Consider the following 17,427-nt stretch of genomic DNA (forward strand, 5'->3'; position numbering starts at 1 on the left):
AGGGCCTGCTTATTCCTCGAGCTGGCCCATCGCTGTGGTGTTGAAGCCACCATCCACATATAGAATTTCGCCACTAATACCAGAAGCCAAGTCAGAGCACAGGAAAGCTCCTGCATTACCAACTTCTTCAATCGTGACATTACGACGCATAGGTGTCTGGCGCTCGTTAGCAGCCAGCATTTTACGGAAGCTAGCAATGCCGGAGGCGGCAAGAGTGCGGATAGGGCCTGCGGAAATAGCATTAACGCGGGTGCCCTCCGGGCCAAGGCTGCTAGCTAAGTAGCGGACACCTGCTTCGAGGCTAGCCTTTGCCATACCCATGACGTTGTAGTTGGGCATGGTGCGTTCGGCACCCAGGTAGGACAGTGTCAGCAAGCTGCCGTTACGGCCTTTCATCATTTCGCGGCCAGCCTTAGCCAGTGCAACAAAGCTGTAAGCACTGATATCGTGGGCGATACGGAAGCCCTCACGGGTAGTGACTTGAGTGAAGTCGCCGTTTAGCTGGTCGCCAGGAGCAAAGCCGACCGAATGTACGATGATGTCCAGACCATCCCATTTCTTGGACAGCTCGGTAAAGACTGCAGCAATATCCTCATCACTGGCTACGTCGCAGGGAAAGCACAGATCAGCGTTGGAGCCCCATCCGGCAGCGAATTCTTCAACGCGCGATTTGAGCTTCTCGTTCTGATAGGTAAAGGCCAGTTCAGCGCCTTCGCGATGCATCGCGGCGGCAATGCCGGAAGCGATAGAGAGTTTACTGGCGACACCTACGATCAGGACACGCTTACCGGCGAGAAATCCCATGTTTTTTCCTCTTGATTAGTGGGCAGCTGCGGGCGACAGAAATGCCGCATCCAATAGCTGCCGGGTGTACGGGTGCTGCGGATTCGTGAAGAGCTCTGCGGCACAACCTTCTTCTACAATCCTGCCTCCTTTCATTACCATCAGATAATGGCTGAGTGCTTTTACCACAGCCAAGTCATGACTAATGAATAGGTAAGTCAGGTTGTGTTTGGCTTGTAGGTCGCGGAGTAAGTCTACGACCTGACGTTGTACGGTTCGGTCGAGCGCCGAAGTGGGCTCGTCCAACAAGATAAGTGACGGTTTCAAAATCAGGGCGCGTGCAATGGCAATGCGTTGCCGTTGACCTCCTGAGAACTCATGCGGATACCGATATCGTGTGGCAGGGTCAAGGCCGACCTCAAGTAATGCATCGATAACCGCGGCTTCCTGCTCCTCCGGCGTGCCGATATTATGTATCCGCAGTCCTTCGCCAATGATTTGTGCTACGGACATGCGCGGGCTCAGGCTGCCGTAGGGGTCCTGAAACACTATCTGCATCTGGCGGCGTAAGGGCCTCAATTCGGCTGGGGTCAGCGCTGTTAGCTCATTTCCGGAGAAACGGATACTTCCCTTGCTTTCTAGAAGACGAAGCGCGGCTAACCCCAAGGTCGTCTTGCCTGACCCGCTCTCACCTACGATCCCAAGCGTCTGCCCCTTGGGAAGAATAAAGTCGATGCCATCCACGGCTTTGACATGATCGACTGTTCGGCGCAATAACCCTTTTCGAACAGGAAACCATACTTTCAATGCGTTCACTTCCATCTCGGCAGCTGCTGGCAATACGGCTACCGGTTCGCCAGTAGGCTCTGCATTGAGCAGGGCCTGGGTATAAGAATGACGAGGCGTTTGAAGTATAGCCTCGCATGTTCCTTCTTCGACGATTCTCCCGCATTGCATGACACATATGCGATCAGCAATTTGTCGCACCAGGTTTAGGTCATGGCTGATAAGCAGAATGGCCATGCCCAGTTTGCGTTGCAAATCCTTTAATAGGCGCAGGATGGTCTGTTGGACTGTTACATCAAGAGCGGTAGTTGGCTCGTCTGCAATCAGAAGTTCCGGCCCACAGGCGAGAGCCATGGCAATCATGACTCGCTGTCGCTGTCCTCCAGAAAGTTCATGTGGGTAGGCTGAAAGACGTTTTGCCGGCTCGGGTATGTCAACCAGCTCCAGCAACTCAAGTACACGCTGCTGTGCGGGTTTACCTGTCAGTCCTTGATGCAAGGCCAACACTTCGAGAATCTGTTTTTGAACATTGTGAAGAGGGTTGAGTGACGTCATGGGTTCCTGAAATACCATGGCGACTCGATTCCCTCGGATACCATTTAGTATCCTCTCTGGTGCTTTTAATAAATCCTGATCACCGTAGTAGATACTGCCAGCAGCATACCGTGTCGTCGACTTTGGTAGCAGGCGTAACACGCTATGGGCCGTGACGGATTTACCCGAGCCGCTTTCGCCGACAAGAGCTAGTGTTTCACCGGGGCGAATCTCCAGGCTGACCTTGTCCAGAACGCGGGTGACCTTGCCCTCATTGACAAACTCAACGCATAGGTCGCGTATTTCAAGCAGATTGCCGGTAGTCATTTTTATTTTCTCGGGTCGAATGCATCACGGGCTGCTTCGCCAATGAAAACTAGAAGACTCAACATCAGGGCGAGGGTGACGAAAGCGGAAATGCCAAGCCATGGTGCCTGCAGGTTGTTTTTGCCCTGAGCAATAAGCTCCCCAAGCGAGGGTGAGCCTGCCGGTAAGCCAAAACCAAGAAAATCCAGTGAGGTAAGCGTGCCGATGGCGGCAGTAAGCAAGAAGGGCAGAAATGTCATGGTTGAGATCATGGCATTGGGCAGAATGTGGTGAAGCATGATGGCGCCGTCCTTCATGCCAAGCGCACGTGCGGCACGTACATATTCTAGGTTTCGCCCACGCAAGAATTCGGCACGTACTACATCTACCAGAGCGGTCCAGGAAAATAGCAGCATGATGCCTAGCAGCCACCAAAAGTTAGGCTGTACAAAGCTGGACAGAATGATTAATAAAAAGAGTACAGGAAGGCCTGACCAGATTTCTAGAAAGCGCTGGCCCAATAAATCCACCCAGCCACCAAAGTAACCCTGCAAGGCGCCGACGGCCACGCCAATGATGGTGCTGAAAAACGTCAGGATGAGAGCAAACAAAATTGAAATGCGGAACCCATAAATCACCCTGGCTAGTACGTCCCTAGCCTGATCGTCAGTACCTAGCCAGTTTTCAGCAGACGGTGGCGCCGGCGCCGGGACCGCTAGATCATAATTAATGCTGTCGTAGCGGTAGGGTATGGGAGGCCACAGCGCCCAAGCCTGCTTCTTATCCATCAGATCCTGAAAGTAAGGCCCTTTATAATTCGGCTCCAGTGGAAACTCACCCCCAAAATCTGTTTCCGTGTACTGGACGATAGCGGGGAAATACCACTGGTTATCCGTATGGATAACCCAGGGCTTATCGTTGGCAACAAGCTCTGCACCTAGGCTAATAATAAACAAGGCAAGGAAGAGCCAGAGCGAGATCCAGCCGCGCTTATGAGCTTTGAAGCGTGTCCAGCGGCGCTGATTGATAGGAGACAGGCGAAGCATCAGTAATCCCTGCTTTCAAAGTCGATACGGGGATCGACCAGCATGTAGGTCAGATCGCTGATGAGCTTGGTTAACAGGCCGAATAGTGTGAACAGAAACAAGGTGCCAAATACGACTGGATAATCACGATTCATGATGGATTCGAAGCTCAGTAGCCCAAGACCATCCAGTGAAAAGATTACCTCGATTAGAAGCGAGCCGGAAAAAAATACACCCAGCAGCGCTGCGGGAATGCCTGCGATCACAAGCAGCATGGCATTACGAAAAACATGCCCATATAGAACGCGTCGTTCTATCAAGCCTTTCGCACGTGCAGTGATGACATACTGCTTGTTGATTTCATCCAGAAAGCTATTTTTGGTCAATAAGGTCAAGGTGGCGAAGCCGCCAATGACTAAGGTAGTAACCGGAAGCGCCAAATGCCAGAAATAGTCAATGATTTTACCGCCCAGGCTAAGCTGGTCGAAGTCTGGTGAAGTAAGGCCGCGTAAAGGGAACCACTGAAAATAACTACCCCCTGCAAAGAAAACGATAAGTAGTATTCCAAAGAGAAAAGCCGGTATCGCATAGCCGATCACAATAGCCGAGCTGGTCCAAACGTCGAAACGGCTCCCGTGACGTACCGCCTTGGCGATACCTAGCGGAATACTGATCACATACAGGATCAATGTGCTCCAAAGCCCTAGAGAAATAGAAACTGGCATTTTTTCCAGTATCAGATCCGTTACTGTGGTGTCGCGAAAAAAGCTTTCGCCGAAATCCAGTTGAGCGTAGTTTTTGAGCATTAGCCAAAAGCGTAGCGGGGCGGGTTTATCAAAGCCGTATTGCTGCTCTATCTGGGCAATTAGTTCGGGATCGAGTCCCTGGCCACCGCGATAGTGTGAGCTCCCTCCTGCAATTTCAGCGCTGCCCTCGGAAATTTGTCCCGTGGAGCCACCCGGAGTATTAAGGCCTTCAAGTCTGGCTATAGCTTGGTCGACCGGGCCGCCAGGAGCGGCCTGGATAATAACGAAGTTGATTAGCAGGATCCCAAATAGCGTTGGGATGATAAAAAGCACGCGGCGTAGAATATAAGCCAGCATTACGGTTTACCTTGTATGGCGCTACCAACAGCTTTGTCATGAGTCTGCCACCATGTCATCAACCCATAGTCAGATGACGGCGTCTTGGCTGGACGTCCAAAGCGATTCCAATAAGCGATACGCCAACGGTCCGTGTACCAGTTCGGAATCACGTAGTAACCTGCCATCAGGACGCGATCAAGGGCCCGGGTATGGCTGACCAAGGCGCTCCGGCTGTCAGCTGCAATCAGGCCTTCTACCAGGCGATCGATTGCTGGATCACGTAGGCCGATCAGGTTGCGGCTGCCCGGGTCGTCGGCGCTGCTGGAGTGCCAGAACTCCCGTTGCTCATTACCGGGTGAGCTACCTTGTCCCCAACTGAAAACCAGCATGTCGAAGTCGCGTGAGCGAATGCGGTTGATGTACTGCGAGAGATCTACGTTGCGCAGCTGCATGTCGATTCCGATCTCTGCCAAGTTGCGTTTGAAAGGAAGTAACACGCGTTCAAATGCTGGTTGGGCCAGCATAAACTCGAAGCGTAGGGGAGTGCCTTGGGCATCGACCATACGATTGTCTTCGATACGGTAACCTGCTTCGAGCAAAAGCTGGTAGGCCACGCGCTGAAATGGGCGAATGATGCCGCTGCCATCCGTCTGCGGCAAGCTGGGAGGCTGCTTGAAAACACTGGCCGGCAATTGCTCACGAAGCGGTTCGAGTATCGCACGCTCATCAGGCCCAGGCAGTCCACGTGCAGCCAACTCCGAGTTTTCAAAATAACTGTTGTTGCGCTTGTATGCGCCATAGAACAACTGGCGATTGCTCCATTCGAAATCGAACAGGAGTGCGATAGCCTGTCGGACGCGTTTGTCCTTGAATTGAGCGCGCCGCAAATTGAAGACAAAACCTTGCATGCCTTGAGGCTGATTATTGGGCAGCTCGGCCTTAATGATACGACCCTCATGCAGTGCCGGCGTGTTGTAAGCTGTGGCCCAATTTTTTGCAGAGGTTTCCAAAGTTAGGTCGAACTGGCCGGCTTTGAAAGCCTCTAGTGCCACGTTCTGGTCACGGTAATAATCTATGGTGATGGTATCGAAATTGTAGAACCCCCGAGTCTCCGGCAAATCCTTACCCCACCAGTCCTTGACCCGCTCGAGCCGAATCGCACGCCCAGGCTGTACTTGGGTGACTCGGTAAGGTCCGCTTCCCAATGGTGGCTCAAGGGTTGTTTTGGTGAAGTCACGTGAGACCCAGGCATGTTTGGGCAGGATCTGAAGTTGACCCAGGATGAGGGGAAGCTCGCGATTATGGGTCGTTTTAAAGTCAAACCGTACTTGACGAGGCGCCTCAACAACAACTTCTTTCACATCGGCATAATAGCTGCGGTAGAACGGATCACCATGCTTCATCAAGATATTGAAGGTAAATACTACATCTTCAGCTGTAACAGGGGTGCCGTCGTTGAAACGTGCTTGGGGCCGCAGATAGAAACGGACAAAACTGTTGTCGTTTGCTTTTTCGATCTTTTCAGCTAATAGGCCGTATTCAGTAAAAGGCTCGTCTAAGGCATGAAAGGTCAGGCTGTCATACAGCAGGCCTATTTGATCAGCTACAGCGCCCTTGCCGTTAAAAGGGTTGAGGGTGTCGAAATGCCCAAAGCTCGAAAGGCGTAGAGTTCCGCCTTTTGGGGCGTCAGGGTTTACATAGTCAAAATGAGTGAATCCAGCCGGATATTTGGGAGGCTCGTTATAAAGGGTAAGGGCATGCTGAGGAGCTGCTGCGATAGATTGGCAGGCTAGGCTCAGGATCAGTAAAACGGTAGGGATCCAGATACGAGTAAGATGTTGCATCGTAGTGTTCCCTTACATGAGAGGCGATAACCTGACTACACGGCTCGGATGTGTCTATCGAGGGTGCGTGCTTGAAACAAGAGCGCAGTACACTACCAGTTCACGAAAGGTCAAAAAAGACATGTAGTGCAGCCAGCGGCCTTAATCGAGATACAACGTTAGCGTTTGCCCTGGTGTAAGCGCTTTGCTGCTACTAGGATTCCATTGTTGGATATTCTGTAACTGCACATTAAATCGCTTGGCAATCATGTAGAGCGAGTCTCCTCGCTTTACCCGATAATACGTAGCGTTTTGGCGAGGCGTCTGCGAAGCAGCTGTTTTACTAGCCTTTTGTTTTTGGACAGGAGTGCCGTACAGCTTGAGTACCTGTCCTACTTTTAGGCTGCGTTTATCAAGCGCATTCCAGCGTTTCAAGTCGTTGAGCTCGACATGATTTTCGCGCGCTATTGTCCAAAGATTATCGCCGCTCTTGACGCGGTAAGTGCGGGTGATCGGCTCCTCGATCAAGGCTGTTACATTTTCCTTAGGAGCCAATGGTGCGATGCCAGCTACCCGGGGTAGCATTAATCGCTGCCCAATCCCCAAACGAGTACTTTGTAATTTATTGAATGATTGGATCTGTGCGGTGCTGATCTGGTAGCGGTTGGCAATCGAGCCGAGGGTATCGCCTCGGCGTACCTGATACTCCTGCCAGTGAACCACAGCATCGGCTGCTTTCTGCGCCAGATTTTCTTCGAAAAGTTCTGCTTTTTCGGCTGGAATCAATAACTGTTTGGGGCCGTCCATTGTGACTCGACGGGTATATGCCGGGTTGAGCCGATAAAGCTCGTCTTCGTCCAGCTCTGCCAGTTGAGCTACCTTGGCTAAATCGAGGTGTTGCTTGATTTTGACAACTTCGAAGTAAGGCTCGTTGGCAATCGGGTCAAGTTGGATGCCATAAGAGTCAGGGTTCAATACCAGTTGTGACAAAGCCAGTAGCTTGGGAACGTAAGCCTGAGTTTCCTGGGGCAGGGATGAGAGATTCCAATAGTCGGTAGGAAGTCCAAGCTTTTGATTGCGTTCAATCGCTCGGCTCACTGTCCCTTCGCCGGCATTATAAGCGGCCAGTGCCAGTAGCCAGTCACCATTGAACATATTATGTAGCTTGCTCAGATAGTCCAGCGCTGCGTTAGTGGAAGCCGTAATGTCGAGCCGGCCGTCATACCAGCGGGTTTGTCGCAAATTGAAATAGCGCCCTGTCGTAGGAATGAATTGCCAGATGCCAGCCGCTGCGCTGTGTGATAAGGCAAAAGGATCGAAAGAGCTTTCTACGACGGGAAGAAGCGCCAGCTCAAGTGGCATGTTGCGTTCTTCCAGGCGCTCGACGATATAGTGAAGATACAGCCCGCCACGATTACAGGACTGCTCAACGGAAGCCGGATTGCTGGCATACCAGAGCCGCTGCTGCTCGATACGGGGATTGACACCAATTTCATTCTGTAACTGATAGCCGCTGCGCACACGCTCCCAAACATCATTGGGAGTATGCTTTTGAGGGGCTAGCTTGAGCCATTCAGGCTCACGCTTCATATTAATGCTACTGCTTAAGCTGTCTTCTGGCAGGTAACGCTCCTGCTCCTTAGGTGCCATGCCCTGACAGCCGGCCAGAAAGATAGCAAGGCATAGGGCGGAGAGCTTGGCGGTACGAGCCAATCCGTCTAAGTCGACATTTTTTTGCGGCTGTGGCGGCATTGGCTGAGCGCATTCCCTGAAAAATTTGCGCGATTCTAGGAATGCGACTCAGCAGGGTCAAGGTTGAACAGTCCTCAAAAATGATCTTTCCATGCTCTAAGGGTGGCAAAGACCTCTGCTTCGGAGCGATGAGGGAAGCCGGCTTTTTCATCGGCGGCTCGTCTGATTACGGCTTCACCGCAGCGCAGGAAGGGGTTTGTTGCACGTTCCTCAGCAAGGGTTGAAGGTAATGTTATGTTGCTATTTGCACGTAGACTTTCGACGGTTACGAGGCGTTCGGATAGGGTGCTGTTGGTCGGATCGACCGCTCGGGCAAAACGTAGATTGCTCAATGTGTATTCATGAGCACAATACACAGCTGTATCGGCTTTCAGAGCGGCCAGCTTGGCCAATGACTCATGCATTTGTGCCGGTGTTCCCTCGAACAGACGGCCGCATCCGCCAGCAAATAATGTGTCGCCACAGAAAAGAAGAGGCTGGGCTCCCTGCTTTACATAGGCAATATGACCTAGTGTATGGCCTGGTACATGGAGAACCGATAATGTCATGCCCAACACTTCAAGCGTATCCCCTTCGTTCAGAGGGGTGTCCCGGCCAGGGATGCCTTCTAGGGCAGGGCCATAAACATGAGCATGGGTAGCGTCTTTTAATATCGGTATACCACCAACATGATCATGGTGATGGTGGGTGATCAGAATATCAGTCAACGTCCAGCCCGGATTCGTCTTGAGCCAAGCTAATACTGGCGATGCGTCCCCTGGATCAACCACAGCACATTGCTGTTGTACGGTATCTTGCAGCAACCAGATGTAGTTATCGCTAAAGGCGGAAAGGGCATCGATTTTTATCATAAGAGCTGGCCAGTAATGAGTTGCACTCAGCATATTAGGTCATGTGCGACAAAAAGATGAAGGGATCGGCGAAGGCAAGCAGATAAGAAATAATGCGGTCTTATGCAAAGCGACGATTGACAGGCAGCAGGGCCGTCAAATTCTGGAGATAAGCAGATGGTAGATGAAGCGTTTGCTCAGGCCGACACCCGTTGGCTCACCTTAATGCAATCTGCACGTCAATGGCTCGATGGTCCGCTGGGCCAGTTGATGCTGGAGGAAGAGGAGCGTTTGTTAGCCGATGAGCTGAAGCGCTACTTTGGTAGCTATCTGGTCCACTACGGCCCGTCATTGAGAATTCCTCCCGGTGGCAGTCAGCTACGACATGGCGTTCGACTAGGACCACCACTTCCAGGAATAGATATTGCCTGTGAGGAAGGCGCTTGGCCACTAAGTGAAAATGCAGCAGATGTCGTGCTGCTTCAACATGGTCTGGATTTTTGCCTTTCACCGCACCGTCTTTTGCGTCAGGCTGCATTGAGTGTGCGCCCGGGTGGGCATTTGTTAATTATTGGAATCAATCCCTGGAGTGCCTGGGGGATCCGGCACTATTTTGCAGCAGATGCCTTTCGCAAGGCTCGCTGTATCGGGGCCAGTCGGGTAGGAGACTGGCTATCTTTGCTTGGTTTCGCCTTGGAGCGGCGGCGGTTCGGATGTTATCGTCCGCCGCTTTCTTCGCCGGTCTGGCAAAACCGCCTGGCATGGCTCGAACGTAACCAGAACGGTAATCAGGCTAACGGGGCCGGATTCTATCTATTGTCTGCCCGTAAACTAATGATGGGTCTGCGGCCTCTACCACAGACTCGTCGTGAGCCGCGCGGAAAATTGATTCCTATGCCTGTAGCTAAGATCAGCCGTCGAGAAACGAGCGGAACCAATGAATGACGTCGTAGAAATCTTTACGGATGGGGCCTGTAAAGGTAATCCAGGGCCCGGCGGCTGGGGAGCCTTACTGATCTACAAGGGTAACGAGCGCGAGTTATGGGGCGGGGAGGCAGTTACTACAAACAACCGGATGGAGCTGATGGCAGCCATACGGGCGCTTGAAGCCTTGAAGCGGCCCTGTACAGTGCGTCTTGTTACCGACTCGGAATATGTCATGCGAGGTATTACTGAGTGGTTAAACGGCTGGAAGGCGCGAGGCTGGAAAACATCGGCCAAACAACCTGTCAAGAATGCTGATCTCTGGCAGGAGTTGGATGCTCAGGTCTCGCGTCATACCGTGAACTGGGAATGGGTTCGTGGCCATACCGGCCATCACGGTAACGAGCGCGCTGACCAGTTGGCCAACCGTGGCGTTGATGAAATCCGTAAACTGCGAACTGTTTGATTCTAAGGTGAGTGATACATGCGCAGCGTTGTGCTCGATACCGAAACGACAGGCATGCCTGTTACTGATGGACATCGCATTATCGAAATCGGTGGTGTCGAAATTATCGGGCGCCGTCTGACGGGGCGCCATTTCCACGTTTACCTGAACCCTGACCGTACCGTGGATGAAGGGGCCTTGGCCGTTCATGGCATCAGTGACGAATTTCTAGCCGATAAGCCACGGTTTCGCGAGATTGCTGATGAGTTCTTTGCCTTCATTCAAGGCGCCGAATTAATCATTCATAACGCGCCGTTTGACATTGGTTTCATCAATAACGAATTCAAGCTGCTGGGTGATCGGCCTGACTGGTGCGAAATTACCAATCACTGCACTGTACTCGATACCTTGCAGATGGCGCGAGGTCGGCATCCAGGGCAGCGCAACAGTCTAGATGCTCTTTGCAAGCGCTACGGGATAGATAACTCCAATCGTGAGCTGCACGGCGCCTTGCTCGACTCGGAGATCCTGGCGGACGTCTATTTGGCGATGACAGGAGGTCAGACTTCGCTATCGCTGGCGGGGCAGGGCCAGGAAAATGACTCTGGGGGCTCTACGGCAAGTCCTATCAGGCGACTACCTGCAGATCGCTCCAGAACACGTGTGATAAAGGCTAATGAAGCAGAGCTAGCCGCTCATGCGTCACGTATGGCTGCTATTGAAAAGTCAGCCGGTGCCTTGCCGGTATGGCTCCAGCTGGAAGCCGCAGCAAAGACATCTTCAACACAGGAAATAAAATAGGCTACTTGATATCAGGCCTAATGCTACATGCTAAACCGGAAGGCCTTAATGAAAATATTTCCGGTTAACAGTTGAACTGTATTGCCCTGGGATGTGACTAAGGTCGCAGTTAGATAGGTTTTTCATTACGATAACTGCACCTTGGTTGACTCTGGCGTGACAGGTCCAAGGCCCGTTATTACTTGGAAGAGGGGCAGATGAAAGAGTTCCACGCGTTTCGTCTGGAGCAGGTCGATCAGGTTGTTAATGTTATCATTGATCGTCCTGAAAAGATTAATGCCATGAATGCCGCGTTCTGGCAGGAGATCCGTGAAATCTTTCACTGGGCGGATCAGGAACGTTCTGTCCGTGCCATTGTTTTGTCTGGTGCTGGTGCACACTTTTCCTCAGGTATTGACCTTTCGTTGCTTTCTGAGACCGCTGGTCAGCTTGGGCGTGACGTAGGACACAATACGGAGTTATTACACGCTAAGATTCTTGAACTTCAATCTTCATTCAATGCAGTGGCTAACTGTCGTAAGCCCGTTTTAGCTGCTATTCAAGGTTATTGTCTGGGTGGTGCTATCGATCTGATCGCAGCCTGTGACATGCGTTACGCCTCAGCAGATGCGCGGTTTGCCTTGAAGGAGATTGATTTGGGAATGGTAGCTGATACCGGCTCGTTACAACGTCTACCAAAGCTGATTGGTGATGGTGTGCTTCGCGAGTTGGCCTTCACGGGACGGCACTTTACAGGTGAAGAAGCCTTATCCATTGGTCTGGTCAATCGTCTATATATGACAGCTGATCAAATGATGGATGATGTCATGCAGATAGCTGCAACGATTGCAGTGAAATCACCTCGGGCCATTCGTGGAACCAAAGCGATGATCAACTATATGCAGGATCATCGTATCGACGACGGTTTGGATTACATCGCCACATGGAATGCGGCAATGCTGCAGTCAAACGATTTGCGTATCGCCTTAGCGGCGCAGATGAGCAGACAGGCTCCGGATTTTCCGGACTGATAGCAAGCGGATGTAGCGCAGGAGGCGTTTGAAGGCATGGTTACCGGAGCGAGAGCGCTAGGTTTAGTACGTGATGAACTGTTCGCGACAATTGAGCAGGCCGAGCAGAACCTGGAGCGCTTTATCCTGGAGCGTCACTGTAGCAGCCTGCTTCAGCGTGCAGTGGAATGTATCCATCAGATACGAGGTGCCCTTTCCCTAATCGAGTTGACTGGGGCGGAGCTATTGGCTCAGGAAGCCTTCGATCTGGTTATGGATATTCCTGCTGGTGCAGGGGGGGAGCGCGATGAACACCTTATGGCGCTTTGTCATGCCTTGCATGTGCTGCGCCGCTACCTTGAACAGCTGCACCATCAGCAGGATGATATTCCTGAAGTACTCCTGCCCGTAATCAATGAGCTTCGTCATGTGACAGGGCAGCCTGCCCTACCGGAGTGTTATTTCTTTAGTGTACGGCTGGATCTGCCACGTCCTGCAAGCCATTGCCCCGATGGGCAGCCTTACGAGGCGAGGCTTGCTCTAGCGCGGCGGATGCGCCAGATGTATCAGATCGGCCTGATGGGGTTGCTTCGAGGGAACAATGTCAGATCTGGGCTGAGGCTTATGGAGCGTGCGCTTTCGCGCCTGGATAGTTTGCTGCATGATCGCCCTGGCGCACGTTTATGCTGGATAGGAGCCGCTACGCTCGAAGCCTTTAATGATGGCGCATTGTTGCCCCATGCAGCACGTAAGCAATTGTTTGCCAAGCTCGATCGGGAGTTGCGTCAGCTGTTAACTAATGCTGACTATGAGCCGCCACGCAGTATTCTTAAAGATCTTCTCTACCTGGCCGCGTTGTCTGAAGGACGGGGGGCGCGTGTGACTGCGCTGCGGTCTGCTTTTGCCATGGAGCCTCTCAGCTACACCGATCGCCAATTAGAGGAAACGTACCGTCGCCTCACTGGTCCAGGCGTTGCAGTCATGCAATCGCTTTCATTAGCCATTCAAGAGGAATTGAACACGGCTAAAGAGCTACTGGATTTGATTGAGCGCGATGCCGCTGAGTCCGATGCTTATGCGCGGTTGTACGTGCAGCTTGGTATTCTGGCCAAAACACTCGTAATGATCGAGCAAGGCGCAGCTGGCAAGGCGCTTCAGGCCCATCTTCCAATGCTCAATACTTGGGCCAAGGCAGGAAAGGCTGATCGCCAAGGGTTGGACAAGCTGGCCGATGCTATCCTGTACGTAGAAAGCCTAGTTGCCAGCCTTGAACGTTATGAGGGGCAGGAGTCCCCTGTTGGTAATACTGCTTCAGGTCATGAAGCGGAATCGTTTGCCAGTCATCTCTTAATGGAAGCCCATGTTCTCTTGCTTGAAGAGGCGAAGTCCGGGCTGGTAACAGCCAAGCAAGCAATCTCGGCTTATCTAGACTCTCGCGGTGAGGTCGCCCATCTTGCTAGCGTTCCAGGTGTACTGCATAACGTTCGGGGAGCGCTCTGGTTCCTGGCACACGAGCGAGCGGCTGAGCTGACCGGTATCTGTGCTCAATATATTCAGGTGCAGATGATGGATAGTCATAACATGCCCACGACTTCTCTGATCGAAGTGCTAGCCGATGCATTGAGCAGTATCGAGTTCTTTCTTGAGAGTGGCGCCTTGGCACCTTCTCCGGGGCGTCCCGATATCCTTGAGGTCGCGTCGGACAGCGTTTGTGCGTTGGGTTGGAGGCCGGTGGCTGCCGCATGAGTCGTTGGGAACCAGGATGTATTGATCTAGCTGCTGACGCTATAGGGCATGCTATTGTGCATAGTCCCGCAGGATTTTTAACCCGAGGCGAGAAAGCCTTCTTTCCACTCTCGCTTGATGTACTTAAGAGGCTGCCCATTTCCGGCCAGTATGGCTTGGGTTACTTCGATGGGCTTCCGGTCATGTTATGTGAGGTCGAGGCTGCGGCTGAGCTTGAGGGTTATACTTGGCAAGCGTTGCGTCCTTTGATGCTATGTGCCGAGCATGATGTGTTCAAAATGCTTGGCTATGCGTCGCAAATCGCTACCTGGGCCGCTCATCATCGCTTCTGTGGACGTTGTGCCACGCCAACCCGTGCTCTCAAAGGGCAGCGCGGATTAAGCTGCCCTGCATGTGGGTTGACTCAATATCCACGTCTTTCTCCCAGCATGATCGTTTTGGTAACGCGAGGTGACGAAGTGCTACTGGCAAGATCGCCGCGCTTCGCGCCAGGGGTCTACAGTACGATGGCAGGTTTTGTCGAACCGGGTGAGTCGGTCGAGGCCTGTGTTAGGCGAGAGGTCCGGGAAGAGGTAGCCGTAGAGGTACAAAACCTTCGGTACCTGGGAAGCCAGAGTTGGCCTTATCCTCACTCGTTGATGTTGGGGTTTCATGCAGACTATGCAGGTGGAGAAATTATCTGTCAGCCTGACGAAATCGAGGATGCGCGTTGGTTCTCTCTAAATAACTTGCCGTTGCTGCCGCCTAAACAGTCTATTTCACGTTATCTGATCGATCTTTATCTGGCACAACGCTTAGGCTTGCCTGAACCCTTATTGCCAAATTAGGAGCACTAAGCGCCGGAGCATCATCAACGAGACCTTTTAAAGATGGCGTGGCGCTAGCTGTGGTGTTCGGACAATAAGGCGTTATCTATATTGCGATAGGCTGAGCCGGAAGCAGTCCTCCGGCTCACAATATCAATTAGGGAAGATTTCACCTAATTTCAGGGCCAGCATCATGTTGCCTTCAGTGCGTACTTTGCCAGCCATGAACGCCTGCATACCATCAGTTTCTCCTGAAACAATACCTTTTAGTGTCTCGGTATTCATAATCAGTGTGCAATCTGCTTGCTCAGCGTTACCTGCTTTCACATCGCAGGTTTTGTCCTTAACGATCAGGTAATAGTTTTCGCCATCTTCAATATCAAACTGATACACCAGATCCAAGCCGGCAGCCGCTTCAGGGTTGAACTTGTTTTTCAGATTTTCAATAGTCTCAGCAGCACTGCTCATATCCAGAATCCTTGTGAGGTCATGTAGGTAGAACATGTTGGTCGCGATGTACTTTGTGTAGTCATTGCGACGATCATCGAGAGTAGGTGGGCAAGAGAATACTGTCAATGCAAGATCATACGCTTGTTTGAATCAATGCAGTCGGCAGGATAGTTGGCTCACAGGCGCGACGGTGAGTATGCTTGATAAACTAACCCGAGTGAAAATACCGGGCGCACCGAGGTAAGGAGAGTACGTGGACTTTTTTGCAGATTACGCCAGTTTTCTCATCAAAACGATTACCGTCGTTTTGGCGATCTTAGCGGTACTGATCTTTATTGCGGCTATACGCAGTAAAGGGCGGAGAGGAGCGGGAGGTCATCTTGAGGTTCAAAAGCTTAACGATTTCTATAAGTCGTTACGCTTACGTTTGCAGCAAAGCATTCTTGATAAACAGCGTTTCAAGGCGCTGCGAAAGGAGGAAGCCAAGGCAGCAAAGGCTTCGCGTAAAAAGGGTGAAAAACGAACTTATGTTTATGTTCTGAATTTCGATGGTGATATTAAAGCCTCTGCAACCGAGCAGCTGCGTCATGAAGTGACGGCCATTCTAACGTTGGCTACTGCTCAAGATGAGGTTGTAGTGCGTCTGGAAAGTGGTGGTGGCATGGTGCACAGCTACGGCTTGGCTGCATCACAGTTGGCGCGCATCCGTCAGGCCGGCATTCCCTTGACAGTATGCGTAGACAAGGTAGCTGCCAGTGGCGGCTATATGATGGCTTGTATTGGTGAAAAAATCCTTAGTGCCCCGTTTGCTATTCTCGGCTCCATTGGGGTAGTTGCTCAATTACCGAATGTGCACCGTCTATTGAAAAAGCATGACGTTGATTATGAAGTTCTGACGGCAGGCGAGTACAAGCGTACTTTGACAGTCTTTGGTGAAAATACGGAGAAAGGTCGAGAGAAGTTTCAACAGGACCTCGAAATAACACATGAGCTTTTCAAGGGCTTTGTTGGCCGCTATCGCCCGCAATTACACATGGAAGAAATCGCGACGGGTGAAGTTTGGCTCGGTCAGGCTGCCTTGGGTAAGCGTCTCGTTGATGAGTTGAAAACGAGCGACGAATACTTATGTGAGCGCTCTAAAGAAGCTGATGTCTTTCTGGTGCGATTCGTCGAGCGCAAGAATCTGCAGGAGCGGATCGGAATGGCTGCCAGTGTGACTATCGATCGGCTGGTGACTACGTGGTGGGGCCGACTCAGTCAAAGCCGTCCTTGGCAGTAGTAGCCTATAGAACAGAGGCCTTAAATAGCCTGTGCATAATGAGAAGGAGAGGTAGATGGATTCTTTCAAAGCGCTCTGGGTTACTGAAGGTGCGCACGGTGCCTTTCAGCAGGACGTTATCCAGCGCTCCATCGCCGATCTGCCGTCTGGCGACATCCTGATCAAGGTCAGTTACTCATCGCTTAATTACAAGGATGCCCTTTCGGCAATTGGTAATCGTGGTGTAACGCGGCGCTATCCTCATACGCCTGGTATCGATGCAGCGGGCGTAGTCGTTGAGTCCAGGGTTGCTGACTTCAAGCCAGGTGATGAGGTTGTTGTAACGGGCTATGACTTGGGCATGGACACGCCGGGTGGTTTTGGCCAGTACATTCGTGTTCCGGCCGGGTGGGTCATCAAGCGGCCTGGCGGCCTTTCATTACGCGAAACAATGATCCTGGGGACAGCAGGCCTAACAGCCGGACTTTGTGTTGAAAAGCTGGAAAAAAGCGGATTAACGGCTTCTGCAGGGTCAGTGTTGGTGACGGGGGCCAGCGGTGGAGTGGGTACGCTGGCCATCAAGTTATTGACCCGGCTGGGGTATAGCGTGGCGGCTGCCTCTGCCAAAATCGATCATGCTGAATTCCTGAACAGACTTGGAGCGCGACAAATATTAGATCGCGCCACAATGATGGATGGTATCGAGAAGCCACTGCTCAAGGAACAATGGGCAGGTGCGATTGATACTGTAGGTGGTGACATTCTTTTCAATGTCGTCAAGTCGCTGCATTATGGTGCGAGCGTTGTATGCTGTGGACTGACCGCTGGAAGCAGCTTTAAGGCCACGGTGTTTCCTTTCATTCTCAGAGGTGTGAATCTGCTGGGGGTAGACTCAGTAGAGCTGCCACTTCATATCAAGGCTGCCATGTGGGAGCGTCTAGCGACTCAATGGAAGCTCGACGATTTAGACGATATTACCCGTGAAGTGCACTTGGATGATTTGCCTAACGCCATCAATCAGATGTTAGCCGGAAAGATGATAGGGCGGATTCTGGTTCGGTTGGATTAGTGCACGTACTAAAAA

General features: G+C 51.9%; 15 protein-coding genes and 1 pseudogene. 8 read left to right on the forward strand and 8 right to left on the reverse strand.

Annotated elements, in window-relative coordinates; translation table 11 throughout:
* Positions 1 to 9: 9 nt before the first annotated feature.
* The 7 genes and pseudogenes from fabI to gloB all read right to left on the reverse strand — a co-directional run bounded on the left by fabI (position 10) and on the right by gloB (position 8,945).
* Positions 10 to 804 (reverse strand): enoyl-ACP reductase FabI, encoded by a 795-nt coding sequence (fabI, locus tag IQ22_RS14670; protein ID WP_145143274.1) that lies wholly within the window; start codon positions 802 to 804, stop codon positions 10 to 12.
* 15 nt (positions 805 to 819) lie between these two features.
* Positions 820 to 2,376 (reverse strand): annotated as a pseudogene (locus IQ22_RS14675) (ABC transporter ATP-binding protein); the annotation flags it as partial.
* A 56-nt stretch (positions 2,377 to 2,432) separates the two neighbouring features.
* Entirely contained in the window at positions 2,433 to 3,455 is a 1,023-nt protein-coding gene (locus tag IQ22_RS14680) for an ABC transporter permease (protein WP_145143278.1), read from the reverse strand.
* A complete protein-coding gene (locus IQ22_RS14685; RefSeq protein ID WP_145143280.1) occupies positions 3,455 to 4,537 on the reverse strand; it encodes a microcin C ABC transporter permease YejB in 1,083 nt (360 codons plus the stop codon). Before IQ22_RS14685 ends, IQ22_RS14680 begins: the two co-directional genes overlap by 1 nt.
* Positions 4,537 to 6,363, reverse strand: coding sequence for an extracellular solute-binding protein (locus IQ22_RS14690; protein ID WP_145143282.1), 1,827 nt, complete (start codon positions 6,361 to 6,363; stop codon positions 4,537 to 4,539). Before IQ22_RS14690 ends, IQ22_RS14685 begins: the two co-directional genes overlap by 1 nt.
* A gap of 141 nt (positions 6,364 to 6,504) precedes the next feature.
* On the reverse strand, positions 6,505 to 8,094 hold the full coding sequence (locus tag IQ22_RS14695; protein ID WP_145143284.1) for a lytic transglycosylase domain-containing protein: 1,590 nt from the start codon (positions 8,092 to 8,094) through the stop codon (positions 6,505 to 6,507).
* Positions 8,095 to 8,168: 74 nt separating this feature from the next.
* Positions 8,169 to 8,945 carry a hydroxyacylglutathione hydrolase gene (gloB, locus tag IQ22_RS14700; protein WP_145143286.1) on the reverse strand — a complete coding sequence of 259 codons (777 nt, stop codon included), beginning with the start codon at positions 8,943 to 8,945 and terminating at the stop codon, positions 8,169 to 8,171.
* A gap of 156 nt (positions 8,946 to 9,101) precedes the next feature.
* Between gloB and IQ22_RS14705 the strand changes: the two genes are divergently transcribed.
* The 6 genes from IQ22_RS14705 to nudC all read left to right on the forward strand — a co-directional run bounded on the left by IQ22_RS14705 (position 9,102) and on the right by nudC (position 14,656).
* On the forward strand, positions 9,102 to 9,869 hold the full coding sequence (locus tag IQ22_RS14705; RefSeq protein WP_145143288.1) for a methyltransferase domain-containing protein: 768 nt from the start codon (positions 9,102 to 9,104) through the stop codon (positions 9,867 to 9,869).
* Positions 9,862 to 10,314 carry a ribonuclease HI gene (gene rnhA, locus IQ22_RS14710; protein WP_145143290.1) on the forward strand — a complete coding sequence of 151 codons (453 nt, stop codon included), beginning with the start codon at positions 9,862 to 9,864 and terminating at the stop codon, positions 10,312 to 10,314. The genes IQ22_RS14705 and rnhA overlap by 8 nt, the downstream gene beginning before the upstream one ends.
* Before the next feature lie 18 nt (positions 10,315 to 10,332).
* Complete coding sequence (gene dnaQ / locus IQ22_RS14715; protein ID WP_145143291.1) at positions 10,333 to 11,094, forward strand: DNA polymerase III subunit epsilon; 762 nt, start codon at positions 10,333 to 10,335, stop codon at positions 11,092 to 11,094.
* Between the two features lie 197 nt (positions 11,095 to 11,291).
* Positions 11,292 to 12,104, forward strand: a complete 813-nt coding sequence (locus IQ22_RS14720; RefSeq protein ID WP_145143293.1) for a crotonase/enoyl-CoA hydratase family protein — start codon at positions 11,292 to 11,294, stop codon at positions 12,102 to 12,104.
* A gap of 36 nt (positions 12,105 to 12,140) precedes the next feature.
* Complete coding sequence (locus IQ22_RS14725; RefSeq protein ID WP_145143295.1) at positions 12,141 to 13,829, forward strand: FimL-related protein; 1,689 nt, start codon at positions 12,141 to 12,143, stop codon at positions 13,827 to 13,829.
* Complete coding sequence (nudC, locus tag IQ22_RS14730) at positions 13,826 to 14,656, forward strand: NAD(+) diphosphatase (RefSeq protein WP_145143298.1); 831 nt, start codon at positions 13,826 to 13,828, stop codon at positions 14,654 to 14,656. The genes IQ22_RS14725 and nudC overlap by 4 nt, the downstream gene beginning before the upstream one ends.
* A 132-nt stretch (positions 14,657 to 14,788) precedes the next feature.
* On the opposite strand, the gene IQ22_RS14735 is transcribed toward nudC, so the two are convergent.
* Positions 14,789 to 15,103: an SCP2 sterol-binding domain-containing protein gene (locus IQ22_RS14735; RefSeq protein WP_145143300.1), complete on the reverse strand. Its 315-nt coding sequence runs from the start codon at positions 15,101 to 15,103 to the stop codon at positions 14,789 to 14,791.
* Between the two features lie 235 nt (positions 15,104 to 15,338).
* Between IQ22_RS14735 and sohB the strand changes: the two genes are divergently transcribed.
* Complete coding sequence (gene sohB / locus IQ22_RS14740) at positions 15,339 to 16,364, forward strand: protease SohB (protein ID WP_145143302.1); 1,026 nt, start codon at positions 15,339 to 15,341, stop codon at positions 16,362 to 16,364.
* Between the two features lie 55 nt (positions 16,365 to 16,419).
* The gene (locus tag IQ22_RS14745; RefSeq protein WP_145143304.1) at positions 16,420 to 17,412 is read left to right on the forward strand and encodes a YhdH/YhfP family quinone oxidoreductase; all 993 of its coding nucleotides are present in this window, start codon (positions 16,420 to 16,422) and stop codon (positions 17,410 to 17,412) included.
* The last annotated feature ends 15 nt before the right edge of the window (positions 17,413 to 17,427 follow it).

The organism is Pseudomonas duriflava, assembly GCF_007830155.1.
Lineage (GTDB): Bacteria > Pseudomonadota > Gammaproteobacteria > Pseudomonadales > Pseudomonadaceae > Chryseomonas > Chryseomonas duriflava.

Excerpts from the sequence above, each read along its gene's own strand:
- fabI (WP_145143274.1), bottom strand. The coding sequence starts at position 804 with ATGGGATTTCTCGCCGGTAAGCGTGTCCTGATCGTAGGTGTCGCCAGT.
- IQ22_RS14680 (WP_145143278.1), bottom strand. The coding sequence starts at position 3,455 with ATGCTTCGCCTGTCTCCTATCAATCAGCGCCGCTGGACACGCTTCAAA.
- IQ22_RS14685 (WP_145143280.1), bottom strand. The coding sequence starts at position 4,537 with ATGCTGGCTTATATTCTACGCCGCGTGCTTTTTATCATCCCAACGCTA.
- IQ22_RS14690 (WP_145143282.1), bottom strand. The coding sequence starts at position 6,363 with ATGCAACATCTTACTCGTATCTGGATCCCTACCGTTTTACTGATCCTG.
- IQ22_RS14695 (WP_145143284.1), bottom strand. The coding sequence starts at position 8,094 with ATGCCGCCACAGCCGCAAAAAAATGTCGACTTAGACGGATTGGCTCGT.
- gloB (WP_145143286.1), bottom strand. The coding sequence starts at position 8,945 with ATGATAAAAATCGATGCCCTTTCCGCCTTTAGCGATAACTACATCTGG.
- IQ22_RS14705 (WP_145143288.1), top strand. The coding sequence starts at position 9,102 with ATGGTAGATGAAGCGTTTGCTCAGGCCGACACCCGTTGGCTCACCTTA.
- rnhA (WP_145143290.1), top strand. The coding sequence starts at position 9,862 with ATGAATGACGTCGTAGAAATCTTTACGGATGGGGCCTGTAAAGGTAAT.
- dnaQ (WP_145143291.1), top strand. The coding sequence starts at position 10,333 with ATGCGCAGCGTTGTGCTCGATACCGAAACGACAGGCATGCCTGTTACT.
- IQ22_RS14720 (WP_145143293.1), top strand. The coding sequence starts at position 11,292 with ATGAAAGAGTTCCACGCGTTTCGTCTGGAGCAGGTCGATCAGGTTGTT.
- IQ22_RS14725 (WP_145143295.1), top strand. The coding sequence starts at position 12,141 with ATGGTTACCGGAGCGAGAGCGCTAGGTTTAGTACGTGATGAACTGTTC.
- nudC (WP_145143298.1), top strand. The coding sequence starts at position 13,826 with ATGAGTCGTTGGGAACCAGGATGTATTGATCTAGCTGCTGACGCTATA.
- IQ22_RS14735 (WP_145143300.1), bottom strand. The coding sequence starts at position 15,103 with ATGAGCAGTGCTGCTGAGACTATTGAAAATCTGAAAAACAAGTTCAAC.
- IQ22_RS14745 (WP_145143304.1), top strand. The coding sequence starts at position 16,420 with ATGGATTCTTTCAAAGCGCTCTGGGTTACTGAAGGTGCGCACGGTGCC.